The organism is Mesorhizobium onobrychidis (assembly GCF_024707545.1).
GTDB lineage: Bacteria > Pseudomonadota > Alphaproteobacteria > Rhizobiales > Rhizobiaceae > Mesorhizobium > Mesorhizobium onobrychidis.
In genome coordinates this window covers 245,659-269,271 of record NZ_CP062229.1, presented here as the reverse complement: position 1 = coordinate 269,271, position 23,613 = coordinate 245,659, and the positions used below count along the sequence as shown (strand labels likewise).

General features: G+C 62.9%; 19 protein-coding genes. 12 read left to right on the top strand and 7 right to left on the bottom strand.

Annotation, left to right across the window (positions count from 1 at the left end; translation table 11 throughout):
- Nucleotides 1–3 precede the first annotated feature (3 nt).
- The 11 genes from IHQ72_RS01210 to IHQ72_RS01160 all read left to right on the top strand — a co-directional run bounded on the left by IHQ72_RS01210 (nucleotide 4) and on the right by IHQ72_RS01160 (nucleotide 13,743).
- Nucleotides 4–612, top strand: a complete 609-nt coding sequence (locus IHQ72_RS01210; RefSeq protein WP_258120776.1) for a CGNR zinc finger domain-containing protein — start codon at nucleotides 4–6, stop codon at nucleotides 610–612.
- Nucleotides 605–1,135, top strand: coding sequence for a hypothetical protein (locus tag IHQ72_RS01205; RefSeq protein ID WP_258120775.1), 531 nt, complete (start codon nucleotides 605–607; stop codon nucleotides 1,133–1,135). The genes IHQ72_RS01210 and IHQ72_RS01205 overlap by 8 nt, the downstream gene beginning before the upstream one ends.
- 221 nt (nucleotides 1,136–1,356) lie before the next feature.
- Complete coding sequence (locus tag IHQ72_RS01200) at nucleotides 1,357–4,836, top strand: indolepyruvate ferredoxin oxidoreductase family protein (protein ID WP_258120774.1); 3,480 nt, start codon at nucleotides 1,357–1,359, stop codon at nucleotides 4,834–4,836.
- Nucleotides 4,837–4,953: 117 nt separating this feature from the next.
- The gene (locus IHQ72_RS01195) at nucleotides 4,954–7,263 is read left to right on the top strand and encodes a putative bifunctional diguanylate cyclase/phosphodiesterase (protein WP_258120773.1); all 2,310 of its coding nucleotides are present in this window, start codon (nucleotides 4,954–4,956) and stop codon (nucleotides 7,261–7,263) included.
- 135 nt (nucleotides 7,264–7,398) lie between these two features.
- The gene (locus tag IHQ72_RS01190; RefSeq protein WP_258123695.1) at nucleotides 7,399–8,190 is read left to right on the top strand and encodes an N-acyl amino acid synthase FeeM domain-containing protein; all 792 of its coding nucleotides are present in this window, start codon (nucleotides 7,399–7,401) and stop codon (nucleotides 8,188–8,190) included.
- 128 nt (nucleotides 8,191–8,318) lie between these two features.
- Entirely contained in the window at nucleotides 8,319–8,468 is a 150-nt protein-coding gene (locus tag IHQ72_RS01185) for a DUF3096 domain-containing protein (RefSeq protein ID WP_013528205.1), read from the top strand.
- A 187-nt stretch (nucleotides 8,469–8,655) separates the two neighbouring features.
- On the top strand, nucleotides 8,656–8,880 hold the full coding sequence (locus IHQ72_RS01180; RefSeq protein WP_123146345.1) for an aa3-type cytochrome c oxidase subunit IV: 225 nt from the start codon (nucleotides 8,656–8,658) through the stop codon (nucleotides 8,878–8,880).
- An 85-nt stretch (nucleotides 8,881–8,965) separates the two neighbouring features.
- Nucleotides 8,966–10,237, top strand: a complete 1,272-nt coding sequence (locus tag IHQ72_RS01175) for a Re/Si-specific NAD(P)(+) transhydrogenase subunit alpha (protein ID WP_258120772.1) — start codon at nucleotides 8,966–8,968, stop codon at nucleotides 10,235–10,237.
- Complete coding sequence (locus IHQ72_RS01170) at nucleotides 10,237–10,662, top strand: NAD(P) transhydrogenase subunit alpha part 2 (protein WP_126037167.1); 426 nt, start codon at nucleotides 10,237–10,239, stop codon at nucleotides 10,660–10,662. Before IHQ72_RS01175 ends, IHQ72_RS01170 begins: the two co-directional genes overlap by 1 nt.
- A gap of 6 nt (nucleotides 10,663–10,668) precedes the next feature.
- The gene (locus tag IHQ72_RS01165; protein WP_258120771.1) at nucleotides 10,669–12,066 is read left to right on the top strand and encodes an NAD(P)(+) transhydrogenase (Re/Si-specific) subunit beta; all 1,398 of its coding nucleotides are present in this window, start codon (nucleotides 10,669–10,671) and stop codon (nucleotides 12,064–12,066) included.
- A 177-nt stretch (nucleotides 12,067–12,243) separates the two neighbouring features.
- On the top strand, nucleotides 12,244–13,743 hold the full coding sequence (locus IHQ72_RS01160) for a hypothetical protein (RefSeq protein WP_258120770.1): 1,500 nt from the start codon (nucleotides 12,244–12,246) through the stop codon (nucleotides 13,741–13,743).
- Between the two features lie 55 nt (nucleotides 13,744–13,798).
- Here the strand turns inward: IHQ72_RS01160 and gyrB are convergent, their stop codons facing one another.
- Nucleotides 13,799–16,270 carry a DNA topoisomerase (ATP-hydrolyzing) subunit B gene (gene gyrB, locus IHQ72_RS01155; RefSeq protein ID WP_258120769.1) on the bottom strand — a complete coding sequence of 824 codons (2,472 nt, stop codon included), beginning with the start codon at nucleotides 16,268–16,270 and terminating at the stop codon, nucleotides 13,799–13,801.
- 345 nt (nucleotides 16,271–16,615) lie between these two features.
- Here gyrB and IHQ72_RS01150 point away from each other — a divergent pair, with 345 nt between their 5' ends.
- Complete coding sequence (locus tag IHQ72_RS01150) at nucleotides 16,616–17,986, top strand: cytochrome P450 (protein WP_258120768.1); 1,371 nt, start codon at nucleotides 16,616–16,618, stop codon at nucleotides 17,984–17,986.
- A 118-nt stretch (nucleotides 17,987–18,104) separates the two neighbouring features.
- On the opposite strand, the gene IHQ72_RS01145 is transcribed toward IHQ72_RS01150, so the two are convergent.
- From IHQ72_RS01145 to IHQ72_RS01120, 6 genes are all read right to left on the bottom strand, one after another.
- Entirely contained in the window at nucleotides 18,105–19,079 is a 975-nt protein-coding gene (locus IHQ72_RS01145) for a complex I NDUFA9 subunit family protein (protein ID WP_258120767.1), read from the bottom strand.
- Between the two features lie 133 nt (nucleotides 19,080–19,212).
- A complete protein-coding gene (locus IHQ72_RS01140; protein WP_258120766.1) occupies nucleotides 19,213–19,665 on the bottom strand; it encodes a DoxX family protein in 453 nt (150 codons plus the stop codon).
- Nucleotides 19,666–19,999: 334 nt separating this feature from the next.
- A complete protein-coding gene (locus tag IHQ72_RS01135) occupies nucleotides 20,000–21,001 on the bottom strand; it encodes an Ldh family oxidoreductase (protein ID WP_258120765.1) in 1,002 nt (333 codons plus the stop codon).
- A gap of 101 nt (nucleotides 21,002–21,102) precedes the next feature.
- A complete protein-coding gene (locus IHQ72_RS01130; RefSeq protein ID WP_258120764.1) occupies nucleotides 21,103–21,912 on the bottom strand; it encodes an ABC transporter permease in 810 nt (269 codons plus the stop codon).
- Nucleotides 21,912–22,634 carry an ABC transporter permease gene (locus tag IHQ72_RS01125; protein WP_258120763.1) on the bottom strand — a complete coding sequence of 241 codons (723 nt, stop codon included), beginning with the start codon at nucleotides 22,632–22,634 and terminating at the stop codon, nucleotides 21,912–21,914. The genes IHQ72_RS01130 and IHQ72_RS01125 overlap by 1 nt, the downstream gene beginning before the upstream one ends.
- 158 nt (nucleotides 22,635–22,792) lie before the next feature.
- Nucleotides 22,793–23,587 (bottom strand): transporter substrate-binding domain-containing protein, encoded by a 795-nt coding sequence (locus IHQ72_RS01120; RefSeq protein ID WP_258120762.1) that lies wholly within the window; start codon nucleotides 23,585–23,587, stop codon nucleotides 22,793–22,795.
- Nucleotides 23,588–23,613: the final 26 nt, after the last annotated feature.

Here is a 23,613-nt window from a genome sequence, read left to right as displayed (position 1 = left end):
CGTATGGCAGTATCCTGGACTCCGCACCGCTTCACCGGTGGCATGCTTGCGCTCGACACGGCGAACACCGTCGTCTTGCGGAGCGATCCGGAAAAAACCTTCGACCGTTTCGACGATCCGGCCGAGATCGCCCGCTTTGCCGAAGCGGCGAGCGGCTTTCGCGCCGCCGAACTCGGCGGCAGGCCGCTCGCAGCGCCGGCGCCTGAAAAGATCGCGCCGGTGGTGCTGTCGATCAGGGAGACGACCGATCGGTTGTTTCGCCGTGCGGTTTCGAAAGGTGCGATCGCCACCGGAGACATGCCTGAATTCCTTGAAGCCTGCGCCGACGGACTCGCCCGAAGCCGCACCGAAATCGCGAGGCCCGGAAAACCGTTCGGCAATCCGGCGACGCCGATTGCCTTCGAGGCGGCGCTTGCGGTCTCGGCGCTGTCGCTGCTGCGCGGCGACACAATTGCCAGGCTGAGGATATGTCCGAACTGCGGCTGGCTGTTTGTCGACAAAAGCCGCAATTCCAGCCGCCTCTGGTGCGACATGGCGGTGTGCGGCAATCGACAGAAGGCAAACCGATACTATCGCCGCCGGACCGCGGCGAGGGAGATCACCAATGTCTAAAAGATTCTCGCGCGCGATGATTGTCGTCGCGGCGTTGTTCGCGGCGGCCGCGCTCGGCGCCTGCCGTGACTCCGGCAAGGACCAGCTGTTCGCCATTTCCGGGAAGCTGTTCGAGTTCAACTACCGGCTGGGCATCGCCACCTATGTCATCACCCTCAATCCGCTGCGGCCGGTGGGTGAGGGACAGGTCGCCGTGGTCTCCTTCCAGAACCCGGCCGGGGGTGATCCGATCATCGTCACCCAGAAAATATGGCCGAAGCTGCCGCATGTGACGCTGACCAGCCCGCCGCTCACCTGCGTCGTCAAGGACAAGCCCTATGCGGTGTCGATCCGCATCGAGGATTCCAGCGGCAAGTTGCTGCAGAGTTTCGAGACGACACTGACGTCCTCGCTCGACCAGTCGGTCCTGCCCGACCGGCCTCTCGTGGTCGGGCCAGTCTACGAGCTCAACAAGGACCTGGCCGGCCATGTCGACGGCAAGCTGCCCGGCGAACCGAAGCCCAATTGCCCAAAGGCTGCATGATGCGTCACCAGCGGCACTGACCGCCGCCGGAATTTTCGTGCTCGGCCATCCTCCCCGACAGGCGTTTCGTGGCGTCACACGGCCGCGCACGGATCATTTGTTGCGCGCCGCCTGGCACCTTCGATTTTGTTTGACCTCCCCGGCAAGGGAAGAAAGACTGTAGGTACTCGACTCCGACGTTGGCTGCGCTCGAACTGCGGCCTCCGCAGAGGAAATGCCTGATGACACTGCACAATGTCGCGCTCGACGACAAGTTCGACCTGGGAAAGGAGCGCATCTTCCTTTCCGGCGCGCAGGCGGTCATCCGCATGCTGCTGATGCAGCGCGAGCGCGACCGCCGGGCTGGCCTGAACACCGCCGGTTTCGTCTCCGGCTATCGCGGCTCGCCGCTCGGCGGCCTCGACATGCAGCTTTGGAAGGCCAGGAAGCAGCTCGCCCAGTCGGACATCGTCTTTCAGCCCGGCCTCAACGAAGAACTCGCGGCCACGGCATGCTGGGGATCGCAGCAGGCCGAATTGCTGGGCGAGGGCACGCATGACGGCGTCTTTTCTGTCTGGTACGGCAAGGGACCGGGCGTCGATCGCTCCGGCGACGTGTTCCGCCATGCCAACCTCGCCGGCTCGTCCAGATATGGCGGCGTGCTTGCCCTGATGGGCGACGACCACATGGCCGAATCCTCGACCAACGCGCACGCGACCGAGTTCCTGTTCGTCGACACCATGGTGCCGATCCTCAATCCGGCCGGGGTCCAGGAGATCATCGACTATGGGCTCTACGGCTTTGCCATGTCGCGTTTCGCCGGCACATGGGCGGCGATCAAATGCGTCAAGGACAACATCGAATCGACGGCTTCGGTCGATGCCGCACTCGAACGGCTTGATATCGTCGTCCCGGACTTCGACATGCCGCCCGGCGGCCTCAACATTCGCAACGAGATCGACATGCTCGGCCAGGAGGAGCGGCTGCATGAATACAAGCGCGCCGCTGCTTCGGCCTTCATCCATGCCAACGGGCTGAACCGGATCGTCTATTCCGGCGGCAGCAGCCCGAAGCTTGGCATCGTCACTATCGGCAAGAGCTATCTCGACGTTCGCCAGGCGCTGGAAGACATCGGCGTCGACGAGACTGCCGCCAACCGCATTGGTATCAGGCTATTCAAGGTCGGTTGCCCGTGGCCGCTCGACCTGCAGCACATCGCCGATTTCGCTCGCGGCCTCGACGCCATCGTCGTCGTCGAGGAGAAACGCTCGCTGATCGAGGTGCAACTGCGCGAGAACCTTTACGGCACCGCCATGCAGCCGGTCGTCGTCGGCAAGAAGGACGAGCGCGGCGACGGGCTGTTCCCGGCCAAGGGCGCGCTCGACCCCAATGACATCGCAATCGCGCTCGGCGAGAGAATCTTGCGGACAATCGGCCCGTCGGACGAAATCGCCGCGCGGGTGGCGACACTTCGCCAGTTCCAGGCGATGCTCGCCGACACGTCAGACATCGCCTCGCGCACCCCCTTCTTCTGCTCCGGCTGCCCGCACAATTCCTCGACCAAGGTGCCCGACGGCTCGCTCGCCGCCGCCGGCATCGGCTGCCATTTCATGGCGCTGTGGATGGATCGCAACACCGTTGGTTTCACCGCGATGGGCGGTGAGGGCGCGCAATGGGTCGGCCAGGCACCGTTCTCCAAGCGCGATCACATTTTCCAGAATCTCGGCGACGGTACCTACAACCACTCTGGTGCGCTGGCGATCCGCTTCGCGCTGTCGACCGACGCCAACATCACCTACAAGATCCTCTACAACGACGCCGTCGCCATGACCGGCGGTCAGCCGCACGAGGGTGGCCTGACCGTGGACATGATCGCCAGGCAGGTGCGGGCCGAGGGCGTCGAGCGAATCGCCATCGTCACCGACGAGCCGGACAAATATACCGGCAAGGTCGAATTCCCCGCCGGCGCCACCATCCATCACCGCGACGATCTCGACCTCGTCCAGCGCGAATTGCGCGCGGTCAGGGGCACATCCGTGCTGATCTACGACCAGACCTGCGCCGCCGAAAAGCGCCGCCGCCGCAAGCGCGGCACCTTCCCGGATCCCGACAAGCGCGTCTTCATCAACGAACTGGTCTGCGAAGGCTGCGGCGATTGCGGGGTGCAGTCGAATTGCGTGTCGATCCAGCCGGTCGAGACCGAATTCGGCCGCAAGCGCAGGATCGACCAGTCGAGCTGCAACAAGGATTTCTCCTGCATCAACGGCTTCTGCCCGTCCTTCGTCACCGTGCATGGCGCCAAGATCAGGAAGGCAGAGGGTATTGCCGGCACGACCGATCCGCTCGACGGCGTGCCAGCGCCCGCCGAATTCCCGCTCGGCGACCAAGGCTGGGCGGCGATCATCGACGGCGTCGGCGGCACCGGCGTCGTCACCATCGGCGCGGTGCTTGGCATGGCGGCCCATCTCGAAGACAAGGGCTGCGGCATGATCGACATGGCCGGCCTTGCCCAGAAGGGCGGCTCGGTGTTCACCCATGTCCGCATCGCGCGCAGCCCGGACGATATCCATGCCATCCGCGTTTCAGCCGGCAAGGCAGACCTTGTGCTTGGCTGCGACCTTGTCGTGTCGGGCGCCCAAAAGGTGCTCGCCGCGGTGCGCGAGGGCCACACGATCTTCCTCGCCAACACCGCCGAGATCATGCCCGGCGAGTTTACCCGGTCGGCGGATTTCTCGCTGCCTGTCGAGCGGCTGAAAAAGGCGATCCGCACTGCCGCAGGCGACGAGAAGGCGCATTTCTTCGATGCCACACGCACCGCCACCGCGCTGTTCGGCAGCTCGCTCGGCGCCAACATGTTCATGCTCGGCTTCGCCTTTCAGCATGGCGGCTTGCCGTTGTCGGCCGAGGCAGTCGAAAAGGCGATCGAGCTCAACGGCCAGGCCGTGGCGATGAACGTCTCAGCCTTCCGCTGGGGCCGCCGCGCCGCCCACCAGCCGGATTTCGTGCGCGGCCTCGTTGCCCAGCCGGGAATTGCTGCACAGAACGCCGCTGTCGCCGAGACGCTGGACGACATCATCGCCCGCCGCGTCGCCTTCCTCACCGGCTATCAGAACGCCGCCTATGCCAAGCGCTACGCCGACAGACTGGCCGCGCTGCGCAGGGCCGAAGCCAGTGCGGTGCCCGGTTCGACTGCTGTGACCGAAGCCGCCGCGAGGAACCTGTTCAAGCTGATGGCGGTCAAGGACGAATACGAGGTGGCAAGGCTCTACACTGACGGCTCCTTCGCCGCCGAACTGGGGAAGCAGTTCCAGAGCTACGACAAACTCGAATTCCATCTCGCGCCGCCGATCATGGGCAGGCGCGGCAAGGACGGCAAACCGAGGAAGTCGAGTTTCGGTCCCTGGATGATGAAAGGATTCCGCCTGCTGGCAGCGATGAAAGGCTTGCGCGGCACGGTCTTCGACGTGTTCTGCTACAGCACCGAAAGGCGTACGGAACGGCAGCTTCTTGCGCAATACGAGGCCGACCTGGAGCTTGTCGCCGGCGCGCTGGCGCCGGGCAAGGTCGAGGCCGCGGCAGCACTTGCCTCGGTGCCGGCGCTCATTCGCGGCTATGGTCACGTCAGGCAGGCCAGTGCCGAAAAGGCCGCTGGCGAGCGCCAGAGGCTGCTCGATCGCCTGGCAAAGACGCCGGTTCGGCCAAAACTCCAGGCCGCCGAGTGATCGATACGCCTTATCTGAAGAAGCTCAACAGGCTTGACGCAGGCCCCGAGATGGCCCCTCTAAACCTTTCTTAAGGCGGTTATGACATGACTGCGGTTCGCGCGACACCGCAAGGTCATGAACATAGATCGACCCGACGACATATCCGAGGACGTATACGTTGGCTTCGTTCGCTCGCTGTTTCGCGACGCAGGCATCTTGCTCGTTGGCGCCTTCACGCAAGGCGCTATGGGCCTGCTCGTGTACTGGAAAACGTCTGCGGCAATCTATCTCGCGCTCGCCATCCTGATGGTTGCCGCTAGCATCGGCCGTTATCTTGCGATCCGGAGGGTCAGTCCCGACACCATCGTCACCTACGAATCCGCGCTTGCCTGGGAACGCTACTACATTGTTGCCGGGACGATTCATGGGTCGGCGGTCGGACTTTTCGCGTTCGTATGCCTCTACGTGGTTCCGGACCTGTTTGGCGAGATTGCAGCGGTGTCGCTGGTGTTGGCAAGCACCATCACCATCGCCGGCCGCAATTTCGGCTCCCGAAAGATGGTCGCCATCCTGTCCGTGTCCGTGGTCGCGCCGATTGCGGTCGGCCTGATGCTGAAGGGCGACGTCTACAACGTCATTCTGGGCCTCTTTGTCATCCCGTTCATGTTCACCATCAACAAGATGGCGCATCTTGTGCGAAAGGTGCTGTTTACAGCAATCAGCGAAGAAAAGAAGGCGAACCGCATCGCCCAGCGCTTCAATCGCGCCCTGAACACCATGTCGCATGGCCTTGTGATGCTCGGCCCCGACGGCCGGGTAGCGGTGGCCAATGCCGAAGCCGCGCATCTGATGTCGCTCAAGTCGCCCGACGCGCTGCTCGGGCGATCGATCCACGGTCTGCTGATGCGCGGCGTTGCCGGCGGCATGCTGGCGCCGAAGGACTGCCGCTACATCGAAGCCCAGCTTACGCGCGCCCTGCGCGAGGGCCGCGATCGCAAGGTTCTCGTCTCGCTTGCGAACGGTCAGCATTATGAATTCTCGGCGCGCGAAGGCAGCCAGGAACTGGGCGTTATCACTTTTGAGGATGTGACGGCCCGCGTCGAGGCGGAAGACAAGATCCGCTTCATGGCGCGTTATGACAGCCTCACCGGCCTGCCCAACCGCGCCTATTTCCAAGAGTTGATCGGAGAGGCGATGGCATCCGGCGATCTCGAGCGTCTCTGCGGGCTCGCCGTGCTCGACCTCGACGACTTCAAGAGCGTCAACGACACGCTTGGGCACCCGGTCGGCGACGGATTGATCTATGCCGTCGCTGAACGGCTGGCGGCGGTCACCGGACCAGGCGTCACCGTCAGCCGTTTCGGCGGCGACGAGTTCATGATCTTCTTCGACCGCGTCGAAGACGAGAGCCATCTGACCAGCCAAATCGACGAGATTTTCTTTGACCTGCAGGGCGAGGTCGACGTCGCCGGCCATGGGCTGCGCATCCAGGCCAGCGGTGGCGCGATGCTTTCGCGGGTCAGGGACACCGATGTCGACGCCATGATCGTCAAGGCGGACCTCGCGCTCTACAAGGCCAAGGAATTCGGCAAGAACACTTGGCGGTTGTTCCAGGCATCGATGGATGCGGCATTTCGCGACCGTCAGCTGATGAAGGCGGATCTGCGCACCGCGGTGGAAAGCAAGGGGTTGCGGGTGGTCTATCAGCCGATCGTCGCGATGAGCACGATGCGGATCGCCAGTTGCGAGGCGCTGTGTCGTTGGGATCACCCCGATCTCGGACCGATCTCGCCCAGCATCTTCATTCCGCTGGCCGAAGAAATGGGCATCATTTCCGAGATCAGCACGTTTGTCCTGCAGGCGGCATGCGCCGAATGCGTCAAATGGCCCGACCCGACCAGCGTCTCGGTCAACCTTTCGGCCAAGGATTTCCGCAGCAGTGGCATCGTCCAGAAAGTCCGTGATGCGCTCGCCGGTTCCGGCCTCGCCGCCGGCCGCCTGGAAATCGAAGTCACCGAGACCGCGCTTCTCGACGACAAATCGCTGACGCGTCAGTATATCGAGGAGTTGAAACGGCTTGGCGTGCGCATTGCGCTAGACGACTTCGGCACAGGCTATTCGAGCTTGAGCTATCTCCACAGGCTGCCGCTCGACAAGGTCAAGATTGACCGCTCGTTCCTGATGGACGTCACCCAGAACCCGAGTTCGCTCGCGCTGTTGAAGGGCGTGGTCGAACTGATCAGGGTTCTCGGTCTCAACGTAACTATCGAGGGCGTTGAGACTTACGAGCAGCTCAAGATTCTGACGCACTCTATCAAACCGGATATGGTCCAGGGCTTTTTGTTTGGTTCAGCGCTGACAGCGTCCGGCATCGGAACGATGGCTACCACGGTCTGGCCATTCGCCATCGATAAAAAGCCTGCGGGCAAACGTGCGCTTAGCTGATTTCCGCGCTTCATTTTCGACCAACTCGACCAGACGTGCCGCGCGGCCGCAAGTTAAGGTTAATATTAGGTAAACGACGTCGATTGGATTTCCACCTTTTATGCCACGACCGCACACGATAGGTTTGCAGTGAAGATGGCAGAAGGGAATTGTATTGTGGCGGTATCCGAAGGGGTTGTTCATGTGGATGACGGACCGACCGACCTCAGCGGGATGTCTTCCTTCTCGCGCAATGTTTCGACCCTTCTTGAGCGCGTGGAATACAGGCGCTGCGAAAGCGGTGAAGACATGGAGGCGATTTACCGGCTTCGCTACAAGGCTTACCGGCTGAACGGCTTTCTGCCTGAATCCAGCGACCAGATGATGATGGATGCGCTCGACGACACGCCGAACTGTTATCGCTTTGGTGTCTTCGTCGACAATTCCCTTGTGTGTACGCTCCGTATTCATCATCTGACACCGAGCGAACCTTACGCGCCCGCAATGACCAGATTCGGCGATCTGCTTCATCCGCGCCTGCTTCGCGGCGAATCCTTCATCAATCCGACGCTTCTGGCAGCCGACCCGGACTTCATATCGATGCATCGTGCCCTGCCTTACGTTACGTTGCGGCTAGCACTTATTGCCAGCATCCGCTTCCACGTGACTGCCTGTCTCGGCGTGATCCGCAAGGAACACACGGCTTTCTACCAGCGGATTTTCGGTGCCGTGCAAGTGGGGCAACCGAGAGACTATCCTCCATTCACCGTTCCCGTGGTACTCTATGACGCGAACTACGAGATCAATTTGGAGCGGGTACTCCAGCGTTTCCCGTTCTTCCGGTCGACGCCGATGGAGCAGCGCATGCTGTTCGAGACGCCTAGTGCCGGTGAACTCGCACCGCTGACCATCCTGCCGACGGCCAAATACTATCGCGAAGCCGCCTGACATTTGGCAATTTTAGAGTGCAGCTGGAGCTTTCCGGCCGCTTCGGCGCTCTGGCAAGCGCGCCGGTGGCGTATGAACGACGTCGACCCGTATAGCGTTGACGGCAGTCCTATCGAAAGGAACCCGACATGACCATTTCCACGCTCGCACTCACTCCGCTGATCTCGCTGATTGCCGGCGTGCTGATCCTGGTGATGCCGCGACTCCTCAACTACATCGTCGCGCTCTACCTGATCGTCGTCGGCCTGCTTGGGCTGTTTCCGCATCTCGCCGGCTGATGTGACAAGCCTCAGCCGCAAGGAAGCGCAAGGCGGCAGCCACGGTCACCTCAGGAACATCCTCCCTGCATCTGGCAGCTTCAACTTTCCTTGAGGCTGATGTCTCCGGCGATGCGGCAATAGCGCCATTGCCCTCGGCCTGGCTTTTCGCTATGTGCCTGAAAGATGTCTTCGAAGGGGTATTCTTATGGCTGATCACTCGCCGACCGGTCCTGTCGAACTAGGCGCGAAGATGGACTATGCCGAGCACGACCGCACCTATGCCGGATTCCTCAGGCTCGCGAAATACGGATCGCTCTTTTGCCTCGCCGTGCTTCTGGCAATGGCTTTCGGCTTCTTTGCGGGCGGCTTCTTCTCGGGATTTGTCCTGTTCGCACTGATCCTCGCCGTCGGCGCTTTCATTCTCCGGTAAATTCTTCAAAACCCCTTGCCCGTGACATCGCCGGAAATCCGGCCGGCGTCCTGCGCAGACAGGTTCCAGCCGAAAGGATCATGCGGTGGGACAGACGGTTTTCATCCCTCGTGAGCTCGATGCGAACGAGCCGCGCGTTGCTGCCTCGCCCGACACGGTGAAGCGGCTGGCGGGGCTGGGGTTTGACGTCATCGTCGAAAGCGGCGCCGGCACGGGATCGCGCATTCCCGACGAGGAGTTCGCCAAGGCCGGTGCTGTGATCGGCAAAGCCGGCGCTGTCGCCAGGGCCGATGTGGTGCTGAAGGTGCGCCGGCCCGATGAGGCGGAGCTGAAGGCCTACCGCCCGGGCACTGCCGTCGTCGCCATTATCGATCCTTACGGCAACGATGCTGCCGTCGATGCTCTGGCAAGGGCCGGCGTCACCGCCTTCTCGATGGAGTTCATGCCGCGCATCACGCGCGCCCAATCGATGGACGTCCTGTCCAGCCAGGCGAACCTCGCCGGCTATCAGGCGGTGATCGACGCGGCTGCCGAATATGACCGGGCGCTGCCGATGATGATGACGGCGGCCGGCACGGTGCCGGCGGCGAAAGCCTTCATCATGGGCGTCGGCGTCGCCGGCCTGCAGGCGATTGCGACGGCAAGGCGGCTTGGCGCCGTCGTCACCGCCACCGACGTGCGCCCCGCCGCCAAGGAACAGGTCGCGTCGCTCGGCGCAAAGTTCCTGGCGGTCGAGGATGAGGAGTTCAAGGCGGCCGAGACGGCTGGCGGCTACGCCAAGGAAATGTCTAGGGAATACCAGGCCAAGCAAGCGGCACTGACCGCCGAGCACATCGCCAAGCAGGACATCGTCATCACAACGGCGCTGATTCCCGGCCGTCCGGCGCCGAAGCTGGTTTCGGCCGCGATGGTCGCCTCGATGAAGCCGGGCTCGGTGATCGTCGACCTAGCGGTCGAGCGCGGCGGCAATGTCGAAGGCGCTGTGCCGGGACAGGTGGTGACCACGATCAACGGGGTAAAAATCGTCGGCCATCTCAATGTGCCGGGCCGCGTCGCGGCCTCCGCCTCGCTGCTCTATGCCAGGAATCTCTTTGCGTTCCTCGAGACGCTGGTCGACAAGACCACGAAGACGCTGGCCATCAACCGTGACGACGAATTGGTCAAGGCGACGATGCTGACCGATGGCGGCCAGGTCGTGCATCCGGCCTTCGCCGGCAAGCCGGCGGTGATGATCGCCTCGGCTGAGCCTGCGAAGCCCGCTCCTGCAAAAGAACCAGCCGCGTCAAAGAAAGCTGCCGCTCCAAAGAAACTTGCCGCACCCAAATCGCCCGCTAATAAGCCGAAAGGGATCGCGTGATGGACCAGACCTTGCAGAAAGCCCTAGACCAGCTCGACCAGGCGACCGCCGCCGTCCGGCTCGCGGTGCAGGATCTGGCCACTGCTCCAGGCGGCACCGAAGCGGCCGGTGATGCTGCGCACGCGTTGTCCGGCGGGGCGATCGATCCGTTCGTCTTCCGCTTCGCCATTTTTGTCCTGGCGATCTTCGTTGGCTATTACGTCGTCTGGTCGGTGACGCCGGCGCTGCACACGCCGCTGATGGCCGTCACCAACGCCATTTCATCGGTCATCGTCGTCGGTGCGCTGCTTGCCGTCGGCATCTCGGCGTCCGGCATCGCCACCGGCTTCGGTTTCGTCGCGCTGATGCTGGTCTCGGTCAACATCTTCGGCGGCTTCCTCGTCACCCAGCGCATGCTGGCGATGTACAAGAAGAAGGACAAGTAGAGCGACATGAACGCCAACTTCGCCTCCTTCCTCTATCTGGTCTCCGGCATCCTGTTCATCCTGGCATTGCGCGGCCTGTCGCACCCGACCACGAGCCGTCAGGGCAACATGTACGGCATGATCGGCATGGGCATCGCCATTGTCACTACGCTGGCGCTGGCGACCCCTTCGGCCGGAGGCTTCGGCCTCATCGTGTTGGGTCTTTTGATCGGCGGCTCGGTCGGCGCGATCACCGCACGGCGCATCGCCATGACCTCGATGCCGCAGCTGGTCGCCGCCTTCCACTCGCTCGTCGGCCTCGCCGCCGTCATGGTGGCGGCTGCCGCCGTCTATGCACCGGAAAGCTTCGGCATCGGCACGGTCGCCGACATCCACGCCCAGGCGCTGATCGAGATGAGCCTCGGTGTCGCCATCGGCGCCATCACCTTCACCGGCTCGGTCATCGCCTTCCTCAAGCTCGATGGCCGCATGTCGGGCAAGCCGATCATGATCGGCGGCCGTCACTTCATCAACGCGGCCCTCGGCATCGCGCTGATCGTGCTGATCGTGCTGCTGGTCACGACCGAGTCCAAGCTGGTATTCTGGCTGATCGTGGCGGCATCGCTTGTCCTTGGCGTCCTGCTCATCATCCCGATCGGCGGGGCCGACATGCCAGTCGTCGTCTCGATGCTGAATTCTTATTCGGGTTGGGCTGCTGCGGCACTCGGCTTCACGCTCGGCAACCTGGCGCTGATCATCACCGGCGCGCTGGTCGGCTCGTCCGGCGCGATCCTGTCCTACATTATGTGCAAGGGGATGAACCGGTCGTTCATCTCGGTCATCCTCGGCGGCTTCGGCGGCGAGACTTCCGCCACTGCCGACGACGGCATCGAGCGCACGGTCAAGCAGGGCTCGGCCGACGATGCCGCCTATCTAATGATGAACGCGCAGAAGGTCATCATCGTGCCGGGCTATGGCATGGCGGTCGCCCAGGCGCAGCATGCGCTACGCGAGATGGCCGACAAGCTCAAGGCCAACGGTGTCGATGTGAAGTACGCCATTCATCCGGTCGCCGGCCGCATGCCCGGCCACATGAACGTGCTCTTGGCCGAAGCCAACGTGCCTTACGACGAAGTGTTCGAGCTCGAGGATATCAACTCCGAATTCGCGCAAGCCGACGTCGCCTATGTCATCGGCGCCAACGACGTCACCAACCCGTCCGCGCGGGACGACAAGAGCTCCCCGATTTTCGGCATGCCGATCCTCGATGTCGACAAGGCTCGCACCTGCCTGTTCGTCAAGCGCTCGCTCGGCTCCGGCTATGCCGGCATCGACAACACGCTGTTCTATAAGGACGGCACCATGATGCTGCTCGGCGACGCCAAGAAGATGACCGAAGAGATCGTCAAGGCCATGGATCATTGATCAAGGATCGCGGCCCAGTGCAGCGCTAATTTAGTTGCTCGAAAAAAAGCCCGGCTCCGCGCCGGGTTTTTTCTTGACCCTGAGCATTCGGCCCAGAGCGTCCTTTGCTCTCATGCCGGTTTGAGGGCTACGATGGGCAAGTTTCTGTTCCGGGATTTGTCACCAATGGAGGCACTGGTGTCCGACCCTCATCCTGTTGCGTCGCCGGCCAGTCCACCGGCCTCCAGAAAGGCGCTGCGCAAACTCAGCCAGGCCGTGGTGATCGTGCATGGCATGGGCGAACAGCGGCCCATGGGCACGCTGAGGGAATTTGTTCAGGCCGTCTGGAGTCATGATCCCGCCCGCGCGCCGTTTTATGCCCGTGTTACTGATCCGGCCGACCCCGACGGTGAGAAGATCAACCAGAGCTGGATCACGCCTGACAGCCGGACGAACTCGCACGAGCTTCGCCGGATCACCACCCCTTACGATGTCGATGGCCGCCGCACCGATTTCTACGAGCTTTACTGGGCCGACATTACGCAGGGCACAACGCGGGGCCGGCTTGCGGCCTGGGTAACGAATCTGCTTTGGCGCAAGCCCGCCGACATCCCGCGCGATGCCCGCGGGCTTTATGTCGTCACGCTCCTGGCCGTCATAACAGTCCTGTGCGCGGCGCTCGTGCTCGCGACCTCGGCCATGCAAGGGTATATTTCCTGGACCACGGGCACGCTCGTCACGATCCTGGCCTCGTTCGTCATCTGGTCGGTGGACCGGTTTGGCCTGCCTTATTTCGGCGACGTGGCCGCCTATGTGCGCGCTGAAGCGGCAACAGTCGAGAAGCGCGCGCTTGTCCGCGACCGCGGCCTGACGCTGCTGAAGCGCCTCATGATGGACGATGGCTATGACCGGATCGTGCTGGTCTCACACAGCCTGGGATCGATCATCGCCTACGATCTGCTGCAGATATTGTGGGCCGATTTCAGGCCTCGAAAGCTGGAAGCTGTCCGCGACAAGGCGAGACTGAAAGCGATACGCGCCGTCGACAAGGCCACGCTCAACGCCAATGGTTCTGCGTGGCCCGACAGCTTGGAAGATTTTTCCGGATTCCGCCGCGCCCAATGGGAGCTCTATCGGCAGCTCCGCGCCAGGGACGCCGATCATCCGTTGCCTTGGAAGATCAGCGATTTCGTCACGCTCGGCAGCCCGCTCACCCACAGCGAATTTCTGGTGACCTACAACCTCGCTGAATTCAGGCGCGGCATCGCTGAGCGACTGTTCTCGGCATGTCCGCCGATCGCCGAGACGGCGGCCGGTGGAACCGTCCTCTATCAGGATGGGCGCAGCCGTTCGGGCAAGCCACAGCGAGCGGTGCACCATGGTGCGGTGTTTGCCGCAACGCGTTGGACCAACATATTCGACAGGGGCAATGGCTGGCTGACGGGCGACCCGATCTCCGGCCCGATGGCGGAAAATTTCGGCCCCGGCGTGGAGAACATCCAGGTCGAGCTGCGCAGTTCGCTTGGCCGCATCTTCACGCACAGGCTCTACTGGTCGCTGAATGCGATCGGCGTCGAGGTCGCCGCAGCCGCCGGCACGTCGCCGCGCTCGCATATCGGCGTGCTGCGCGACGCAGTCGACCTCGGCCGCAAATTGGAGCCAAGCCAGACGGTGGCGATGACAGGCCTCCAAGCGTAGAAACGAATTGGCGCGCCGGAGCGCGCCAACACCTCAAATGTCCGGATCGGTGGTCTCAAATATCCAGATTGGCCACCGACAGCGCGTTTTCCTGGATGAACTCGCGCCTGGGCTCGACCTCGTCGCCCATCAGCCGCGAAAACAGCGAGTCGGCGTCCGTTGCGTCATTGACCTTGACCTGTAAGAGCGAGCGCACATTCGGGTCGAGTGTGGTTTCCCAGAGCTGCTCGGCGTTCATCTCGCCGAGGCCCTTGTAGCGCTGCATGGTCAGGCCCTTGCGGCCGGTGGCAAACACGGCATTGAGCAGCGCCAGCGGTCCCGAGATGGTTTCGGACACATCCTTGCGGCGCAGCAGCGGCGGCTCGCCATAGACTTCCGCGAGGCGCGGCGCATAGCGGTCGAGCTGGCGGGCGTCGGCCGAATTGATCAGCGCGAGATCGAGATGCGCGAACTCCTTGACGCTGCGCACCGTGCGCTCGAACACATAGCCGCCGATGCCTTCGTTCGACGTCGACATGCGGCCGGTCCAGCCGCGTTCGGTGTCCTCGGCGATGATGTCGAGGCGCCGGGCGACACGCTCGGCCATGGCGTTGGCCCGGCCGAGATCGGCGAAAACGTCCGGGTTGAGTGCGCCGGCGATCGCCGCCTGCTCGACCACGCCTCTGTTATAGCGCGTGTGCAGCCCGTTGATGAGCTGGCGCACCGCCAGCGCATCGTCGATGGCGCTGCGCAGGTCCTGCCCGGCCCGCACCTCGCCGGTGCTGAGGGCAAGCGACGCCTCCTCCAGCCCGGAGCCGATCAGGAATTCCTCGAAGGCGCTTTCGTCTTTGAGGTATTGCGAGCTCTTGCCGCGCGTCACCTTGTAGAGCGGCGGCTGGGCGATATAGAGATGGCCGCGCTCGATCAGTTCCGGCATCTGCCGGAAGAAGAAGGTCAGCAGCAAGGTGCGGATATGAGCGCCGTCGACGTCGGCGTCGGTCATCAGGATGATCTTGTGGTAGCGCAATTTGTCGGCGTTGAACTCGTCCTTGCCGATTGAGGTGCCGAGCGCGGTGATCAGCGTGCCGATCATGTCGGAGCCGAGCATGCGGTCGAAGCGGGCCCGCTCGACATTGAGGATCTTGCCGCGCAGGGGAAGAATGGCCTGGTTCTGGCGCGAACGGCCGCCCTTGGCCGAGCCGCCGGCGCTGTCGCCCTCGACGATGAAGATTTCGGACTTCGCCGGATCGCGTTCCTGGCAGTCGGCCAGCTTGCCGGGCAGCGAGGTGACGCCGAGCGAGCTCTTGCGGGTGATGTCGCGCGCCTTGCGCGCGGCTTCGCGCGCCGCTGCCGCCTGGATGACCTTGTCGATGACCACCTTGCCCTCGGTCGGGTGCTCTTCGAGCCAGGTGCCGAGCGCTTCGTTGACGAGCCCTTCCACCACCGGGCGAACTTCGGATGAGACCAGCTTGTCCTTGGTCTGCGAGGAGAATTTCGGATCGGGAACCTTGACCGACAGCACCGCCGTCAGCCCTTCGCGGCAGTCGTCGCCGATCAGCGCCACCTTCTCCTTCTTGGTGAGGCCCGAGGATTCGCCATAGCCGGTTATCTGGCGCGTCAGCGCGCCGCGGAAGCCGGCAAGATGCGTGCCGCCGTCGCGTTGCGGAATGTTGTTGGTGAAGGCCAGCACGTTCTCGTGATAGCTGTCGTTCCACCACATGGCGACCTCGACGGTGATGCCGTCGCGCTCGGCTTTGATCGCAATCGGCTTGTCGATCAGCGGTTTCTTGACGCGGTCGAGATATTTGACGAACTCCTCGAGCCCGCCATCATAGTGCAGTTCATGGCGCACGACGTCGGCATGGCGGGCATCGGTCAGAACGATGCGCACACCGGAATTCAGGAAGGCGAGTTCGCGCAGCCGGTGCTCCAGCGTGCCGAAGTCGAACTCGACCATGGTGAACGTCTCGGCCGACGGAAAGAAAGTGATCTCGCTGCCGCTGCGCCCCTCATAGGTGCCGGCAACCTTGCGCTGTTCGTAGGTGCCGGTAACCCTCAATGGCGCGTCGGCATTGCCGTGCGTGAAGCTCATCTCGTAGATCTCGCCGTTGCGGCGGATTTTCAGCTTCAGCCAGGCCGACAGCGCGTTGACCACCGAGACGCCGACGCCGTGCAGGCCGCCGGACACCTTGTAGGAGTTCTGGTCAAACTTGCCGCCGGCATGCAGCTGCGTCATGATCACTTCGGCCGCCGAAATGCCTTCGCCGGTGTGGATATCGGTCGGAATGCCGCGGCCATTGTCGATGACCGTCACCGAACCGTCGGGGTTGAGCGTTACCGTGACGAGGTCGGCATGGCCGGCCAGCGCTTCATCGATGGCGTTGTCGACGACCTCGTAGACCATGTGATGCAGGCCCGAGCCGTCGTCGGTATCGCCGATATACATGCCAGGCCGCTTGCGGACGGCATCCAACCCCTTCAAAACCTTGATGGAATCGGCGCCGTACTCGGCCTCAGCGCCGTTGGCGTTGTCGATCTGATCGCTCATGAAAACCTGTCTGATTGATGCCGCTTGTCCAGCGCGAGAATATGGCTGCGAATCGCGCCGCTTTGATGTCCTAGATATAGGCGCAAAAGGCAGTTTTTCCAAGGTTTGCAGCCATTTCCGGAGGGAAGCAGAGGATGCCTGCCCGGCAGAGAATCGGACCAAAAATGGGAACCGATTTTGAGAACTGAGCGGCGGCAACAAGAGCAGGCCAGCTCGTTCCGACAACCAAGTACTTTCCGGTGCCCCGGTCACATTCCGGAGAGCGGGTGCTTCAGCCTTTGCCGTTCGGCGACATGGACGCTTGCCTTGCCAGCCACTACATTGAGGTGACCAGCGGAGCACGCCATGGACAGTCAGCCCGCCCCGTTCGTCCCGCCGGCGCCGAAGCCGCGTACGTCGCCGCCTTCGACGCTGGAGATGATCCGCATCGTCTATCGCAATCCGCTCGAACTGTGGGGCGAGCCGACCTACAACCAGCCTTGGATTTCGGTGACCGGCATCGGCGGGCCGCTGGTCATCGCCAACGACCCCGGCCTCATTCGCCACGTGCTGGTCGACAATGCGAAAAACTACAAGATGGCGACGGTGCGCCAGATGATTCTGCGGCCGATCCTGCGCGACGGCCTGCTGACCGCCGAAGGTGAGGTATGGAGGCGTTCCCGCAAGGCGATGGCGCCGGTGTTCACGCCGCGCCACATCTACGGTTTTGCCGAGCCGATGCTGAGGCGCACGCGGGAGTTCGTCACGCGCTACGAGGGCGGCGGCACGTCGGACATCGCCCATGACATGACGCTGCTCACCTTTGACATCCTGGCCGAGACGCTGTTTTCCGGCGAGATATCAGGTGAGCCGGGCAGCTTCGCCAAGGAGATCGACCGGCTGTTCGAGACCATGGGCCGCGTTGATCCGCTCGATCTGTTGCGGGCGCCCGACTGGCTGCCGCGCCTGACCCGCATCCGCGGCCGCAAGACCATGGCCTATTTCCGTAAGATCGTCACCGACACCGTCAAGATGCGCGAAGAGCGGCTCAAGCACGATCCGGACACCGTGCCGCAGGATTTTCTCACGCTTTTGCTCAAGGCGGAGGGACCGGACGGGCTGACGCGCGCCGAGGTCGAGGACAATATCATCACCTTCATCGGCGCCGGCCACGAAACCACGGCGCGTGCGCTCGGCTGGACGCTCTACTGCCTCGCCGAAGCGCCTTGGGAGCGCGAAAAGATCGAGCGCGAGATCGACGCCATACTGGCGCGTGAGCCCGACCCGACAAAGTGGCTTGACGCCATGCCGTTCACCCGCGCCGCCTTCGAAGAGGCGCTCAGGCTTTACCCGCCGGCGCCGTCGATCAATCGTGAGCCGATCGAGCCCGAAACCTGGAACGGCCTCTACATACCGAGGCGCGCCGCGGTGCTGGTCATGCCCTGGGTTGTCCATCGTCATCGCAAGCTGTGGGACCGGCCCGACGCCTTCATGCCCGAACGCTTTCATCCTGGAAATCGCGAGAAGATCGACCGCTTCCAGTATTTGCCGTTCGGCGCCGGTCCTCGCGTCTGCATCGGCGCCAGCTTTGCCATGCAGGAGGCGATCATCGCTCTGGCCATCATGCTGTCGCGTTTCCGCTTCGACACCACCGCCCAGACCAAACCGTGGCCAGTGCAGAAACTGACGACGCAACCGCAGGGCGGCCTGCCGATGCAGGTCACGCGACGCCTTTAATGCATGTCGCGCAAAAGTGTGCAGCGGTTTTGCGATAACGACATGCATAAAACAACAACCTAAAGCGCGTCGCATGAGGCCGGTCAAACGCGACGCGCTTTAGTGAGCGCCTGATTGGCTAGGCCGCCGTCTTGCGCTGGAACTGGCCCGCGGCGCGGTAGCGCCAGAGATAGCTCGGCAGGATGCTGCCGATCGACTGTGGCTGGATATCGAGACCGGCGAGCGTCCTGTTTTCCCTGGCCGCCGCGTCCGACACGATGTTGTGCTCGCGCAACTGCAGGACCTGATCCTTGGTCAGCAGCGGATTGGGCAAAAGCCCGAGGATCGATGCCTGCATGTTCGCCACCCACCAGGGCACCGACACCAGAAGCCGCTTGCGGTCGATCATGGCAAGCATTTCCTGCATGCATTCCTTGAAGGTGAGCACCTGCGGTCCGCCAAGTTCGTAGATCCGGCCGCCCTGGACTTTGCCGTCGACCGAGCGCGCCACCGCCTCGGCGACATCGCCGACATAGACCGGCTGGAATTTGGTCTGCCCGCCGCCGATCAGCGGCAGGATCGGCGAATAGCGCGCCATATTGGCAAAGCGGTTGAAGAAGCTGTCCTCCGGCCCGAAATTGATCGACGGCCGCAAGATGACGGCATCCTCGATCGTCTCCAGAACCGCCTTTTCGCCGAGCGCCTTGGTGCGCGCATAGTCCGATTGCGCGTTCAGATCGGTGCCCAGCGCCGAGATATGGGTGAGGCCGGCGCCGACGGCGCGCGCCGCTTCGGCGACCGCGCGCGCCCCGAATTCGTGGACGGACGTGAATTTCTGCCGGCCGCTCTCATGCAGGATGGCCACCAGGTTGACGACATGGTCGGCGCCCTGCACGGCGCGGTCGACCGACCAGCGCACGCGAACATTGGCCTGCACCGGCTGGATCTGGCCGACATTGCCGAGCGGCTGCAGATGGCCGGCGAGATCGGGCCGGCGGCAGGCGACCCTGATGCGGTAGCCGCGCCTGGCCAGCGCCCGCACGACGTGACGGCCGACAAAGCCGGAACCGCCGAACACGACGACGAGCTTTGGGGTCTGCAGGATTTCGGTCATTGCTGGCTCCGGCGCAGTTTCCAGATTTACTGGGGCCCCAAAACTACTGGGCTTGGCTGAAGCCGTTTCATAGTCGGTTTCGCGTCAAAGGCAAAGGGCGACGATGAGTCGCCAACGCCCTTGTTTGACCGCGTCAGAACGCTCTACCGATCCGCGCGTCGACCGATTGGCGGTTGCCGCCCCGGATGACGAAGAAGAACAGGATTGCCGCCCACAGCAGCGATTTTTCGGCGCCCGAAAAGCCCTCGCCCATGGTGACCCAGTGGAACCAGACCGTGACCAGAAGCACGAACATTCCGGCGAAGGCGGCCGGGCGGGTCAAGAAGCCTATTGCGATGAAAATGCCGCCGAAAAACTCGGTGCAGGCCAAAAGCAGGGACCAGAATGCGCCGGGATAGAAGCCGAGGCCTTCGACCATCTCGGCGGCGCCGAAAGGTTCGGTGATCTTATGCGAGCCATGGATGGTGAGAAAGATGCCGGCCACGGCACGCAGGATGGTTTCGGTGGCGGTGTTCAGCGCCGCATAAAGGCTGCCAAGGGCCGGGACGAAAAGGCTTCGGCTGGAATTGTCGGTGCTTGCGGACATTGGGGCTCCTCTTTTTGCTGCTCTGCGCAAACACCCGACCACCTCGGTCAGAGTCAAATGAACAAAAGTTGACTAGAAGACGCATGTTAACTAACCAGATGCGAGAGGACGCAGAAAACCCCGCCGAAGCGGGGTTTTCCGGGTGACTTCCAAGGTCGCAGTCAAGGTCCGACGAGGCGGCCTGACCTGAGACGGTATCAGGACGGCGTGAGACGCCCGCCCCAGCCCTGGCGACCGGATGTCACCGCCCGGGCAAACCCCACCCCGGACAGGCATTGGTCGCGGCACCGCGCAAAAAGGTTCAACGACGGCGAAAAAAATGCAGACAAACTTTTTAGGAAGAGTAGCGCTCGGCGAATTCCGAAATCCGCTGGACCACGGCTTTCGGAGCCGTTATGCCCCGCGCCGCCGCTTTCTCCGCCGCTTCGGCTCGGGCACGGCCGGGCACATGCACGCCGTAGCGGCGGCGCAACCGGTCGAGCTGGTCCTTCATGCGTTTCTCGAAATCCGGATCGAGCAGCTTGGGCTCGACGGCCAGAACGAAGAGGCCGGTTCCGGGACTGTCCGGTCCGCCGCTGAACCACGGCGCATCGAGCGACCAGTTGGCGCCCGACAGGCCCGCCGCCAGCACTTCGACCATCAGTGCGATGTTGGCACCGCGCTGGCCGCCGAAGGCAAGCATCGCGCCTTTCATGGCAGCGGCGGGATCGGTGGTCGGGTTGCCGCTGACGTCCAGTGCCCAGCCTTCTGGAATTTTCTTGCCGCCCTCGGCCGCCTTGCGGATGTTGACGAAAGCGGTGGCGCTCGATGACTGGTCGATCACCAGCGGCGCCCCGTCGGCGGCGGGCGCGGCGAAGGACATCGGGTTGGTGCAGTAGACCGGCTTGACCGAGCCCGAGCCGGCAAGCACGGCCGGTCCGTTGGTCGCGGCGAAGGACACCAGGCCCTGCGCAGCCAGCCGCCCGGTGAAATAGCCGAGCGCGCCGCATGTATAGGCGTTCTTCTGCGAAAAGATGGCCACGCCGAACAGGCGCGCCGCCTTGGCGAGATCGTCGATCGTGCGGTCGAAGCCGGTATGCGCCAGGCCGCCGCGCGCGTCGGAGAGATAGACCGCCAAAGCCGGCCTGGTGATGACCGGCTCGGCCTTGCCGTCGATGCGGCCGGCCTCCAGCGCTTCGAGATAGTCGATGAAATGCGACAGTCCGACCGTCGACAGACCTTCCGCCTCGGCCGCTACGATGGAGGCTGCGAGCGACTGCGCCGCTTCTTCATTGGCGCCGGCGCCGAGCGCCGCCATCCGGCACAGCCCTGTCGCCTGGTCGAGACTGAGTTGCATCTTAGCGGTCCTAAGGGAGTAGGGGAGTAGTAAGCAGTGAATGCGAATGGGATGGAAATGTGTATGTGAATAGTGGCTGGCCCTACTCCCCTATTCCCCTACTAACCAATCTTGTTCGGGATCCGCGCCTCGATCTTGCCGAGGGCGAAGACCAGGATGCCGGTGATCGCCATATAGATCAACGCCAGGAGCAGCAAGGGTTCATAGGTGAGGAAAGTGCTCTGCCTCACCTTGGAAGAGACGGCGAATATGTCGATCACGCTGATGGTCGCCACCAGCGGCGTCGATTTCAGCTGCAGCACGGTTTCGCCGGTCAGCGTCGGCAGCGCCCGATAGAAGGCTTGCGGCAGCCAGATCCGCCGCAGGATCTTCCAGCGGCTCATGCCGAAGGCACGCGCCGCTTCCAACTGCCCTTTCGGCACCCCGGCAAAGGCGCCTCGCATCACCTCACCCTCATAACCGGCGAAGGACAAGGTCAGCGCCAGGACGCCGTAGGGCCAGGCTTGCCTGAGATAGGGCCACATCCAGGACTCGCGAATCCAGGGATACTGCGGAAACAGCGAGCCGAGCCCATAATAGAGCAGCCAGAGCTGCAGCAGCAGCGGCGTTCCCCTGATGACGGTGCAGAAGGCCTTTGCAGGCGCTGCGAGCCAGAAAGGGCCGGCAGCCTGCGCCAGCCCGAGCGGCACGGCGAGCAGGAAGCCCAGCGTGCAGGTGACGGCGAGAATCCAGAGCGTGCGCCAGAGGCCGACAAGCGCCATTTCGTAATATTGCGGCAGCCAGTCCCAGCGCATGAAGAAGGCGGCCGCGAAAATCAGCGCCAGCGCTATCAGGACCAGCACGATGCGGTGCGGCTGCAGCCATAGCGACGCGCGGGCGGCTACATTGACGATGGTCGCTTCGTCAGCCATCAACGCGCCTCTTTGAGGGAGGGCATGCCGCGCCGCGCCCGGACCTCGATGCGGCCGATGATCAGATTGGAGACCAGCGTCAACAGAAGATAGATCACGCCCGCGGCGAGGAAGAATGTAAGATAGGCTTTGGTTACGCCCGCCGCTTGCCGCGTGGCCAATGTCAGTTCGTAGAAGCCGACGACCGCCAGCAGCGCGGTGTCCTTGGTGGCGATCAGCCAGAGATTGGCAAGGCCGGGTATGGCGAAAGGCAGCATCGCCGGCAGCGTGATGCGTCGCAGCAGGAGGCCGGGAGACATGCCATAGGCTCTTGCGGCCTCGATCTGGCCTTGCGGAATGGCAAGGATCGCGCCGCGGATCACCTCGGTCGAATAGGCGCCCTGGACGAAGCCGAGCACGGCAATGCCGGCCACCAGCCCGCTGATGTCGATGCGCTGATATCCCATTGCCGTCAGCAGCTGGTTGATCAAATCGGTGCCGGCATAATAGAGCAGCAGGATCAGCACCAGCTCCGGCACGGCGCGGACGATCGTCGTATAGACTGCCAGCAGATCGCGCACGACGGGCCCGCCATAGAGCTTGCCATACGCACCGCAAATGCCGATCACGAGGCCGAGACCGAAAGCACCGACAGCGATCTCGACCGAGTGGAGCAGTCCGACCAGCAGCGTTCCGCCCCAGCCAGGCGGCGTCGGCGAAAGCAGTTCGATGATACGGGCCACAGAGGCCGGAAGAAATGCGTCGATCAGCGTCGCCCCCGAATTGCTGGCTCCAAACCGTCGGCAATGCCGTCAGCGGAAAGCTTGCATAGGTAGAGTTCGACGAAGCCACACGGCGCGCTGTCTGCGCCGCGTGGTTATTCGCTCAGGGATGCACGCCGTCAATTCGACTGTGTGTCGTCGCCATAGATGTCGAAATCGAAGTATTTCTTCGAAATCTCGTCATATTTGCCGTTGGCACGGATCGCCTTGATGCCGGCGTTGATCTTCTCCTTCAGCTCGGTGTCTTCCTTGCGGACACCGGCGCCGACGCCGGGCCCGAGGATTGCCAGGTCCGGTGCGACCGTGCCCTTCAGATCGCAGCATTGCTTGCCCTGATCCGATTTCAGGAACGCATCGAGCGCAATGGAATCGGCCTGCACGGCATCGACACGGCCGGCGGCAAGATCCTGATTGGCTTCGTCCTGGGTCTGGTATTCCTTGATTTCCGCCGCTTCCGTGAAGTGCTTCTTGACGTAGTCGGCATGCACGGTCGAAACCTGGACGCCGATGATTTTGCCCTTGAGATCTTCCGGGGCAGCGCCGAATTTCTGGTCCTTAGGCCCGATAATGGCGGTCGGGGTGTTGTAATATTTGTCGGAGAAGTCGATCGTCTTCTTGCGCTCGTCGGTGATCGACATGGAGCTGGCGATGACATCGATCTTCTTGGTCGTCAGCGCCGGGATAATGCCGTCCCAGGCGACGGGGGTAATGACGCAATCGAGCTTTTGCTCGGCGCAGACCGCGTCGATGAATTCGATCTCCCAGCCGACCCATTTGCCCGAGGCATCCGGCGAGGTGAACGGCGGATAGGGTTCGGCGGCGACGCCAATCTTGACCGGCTCGGCCTTGGCCACGCCCATCGCGGCAACGCCGAGCAGAAGCGCTGCGGCCAATGTCTTAAGGACGGTGTTCATTTCAATAACTCCCAGTTTGTTGTTGT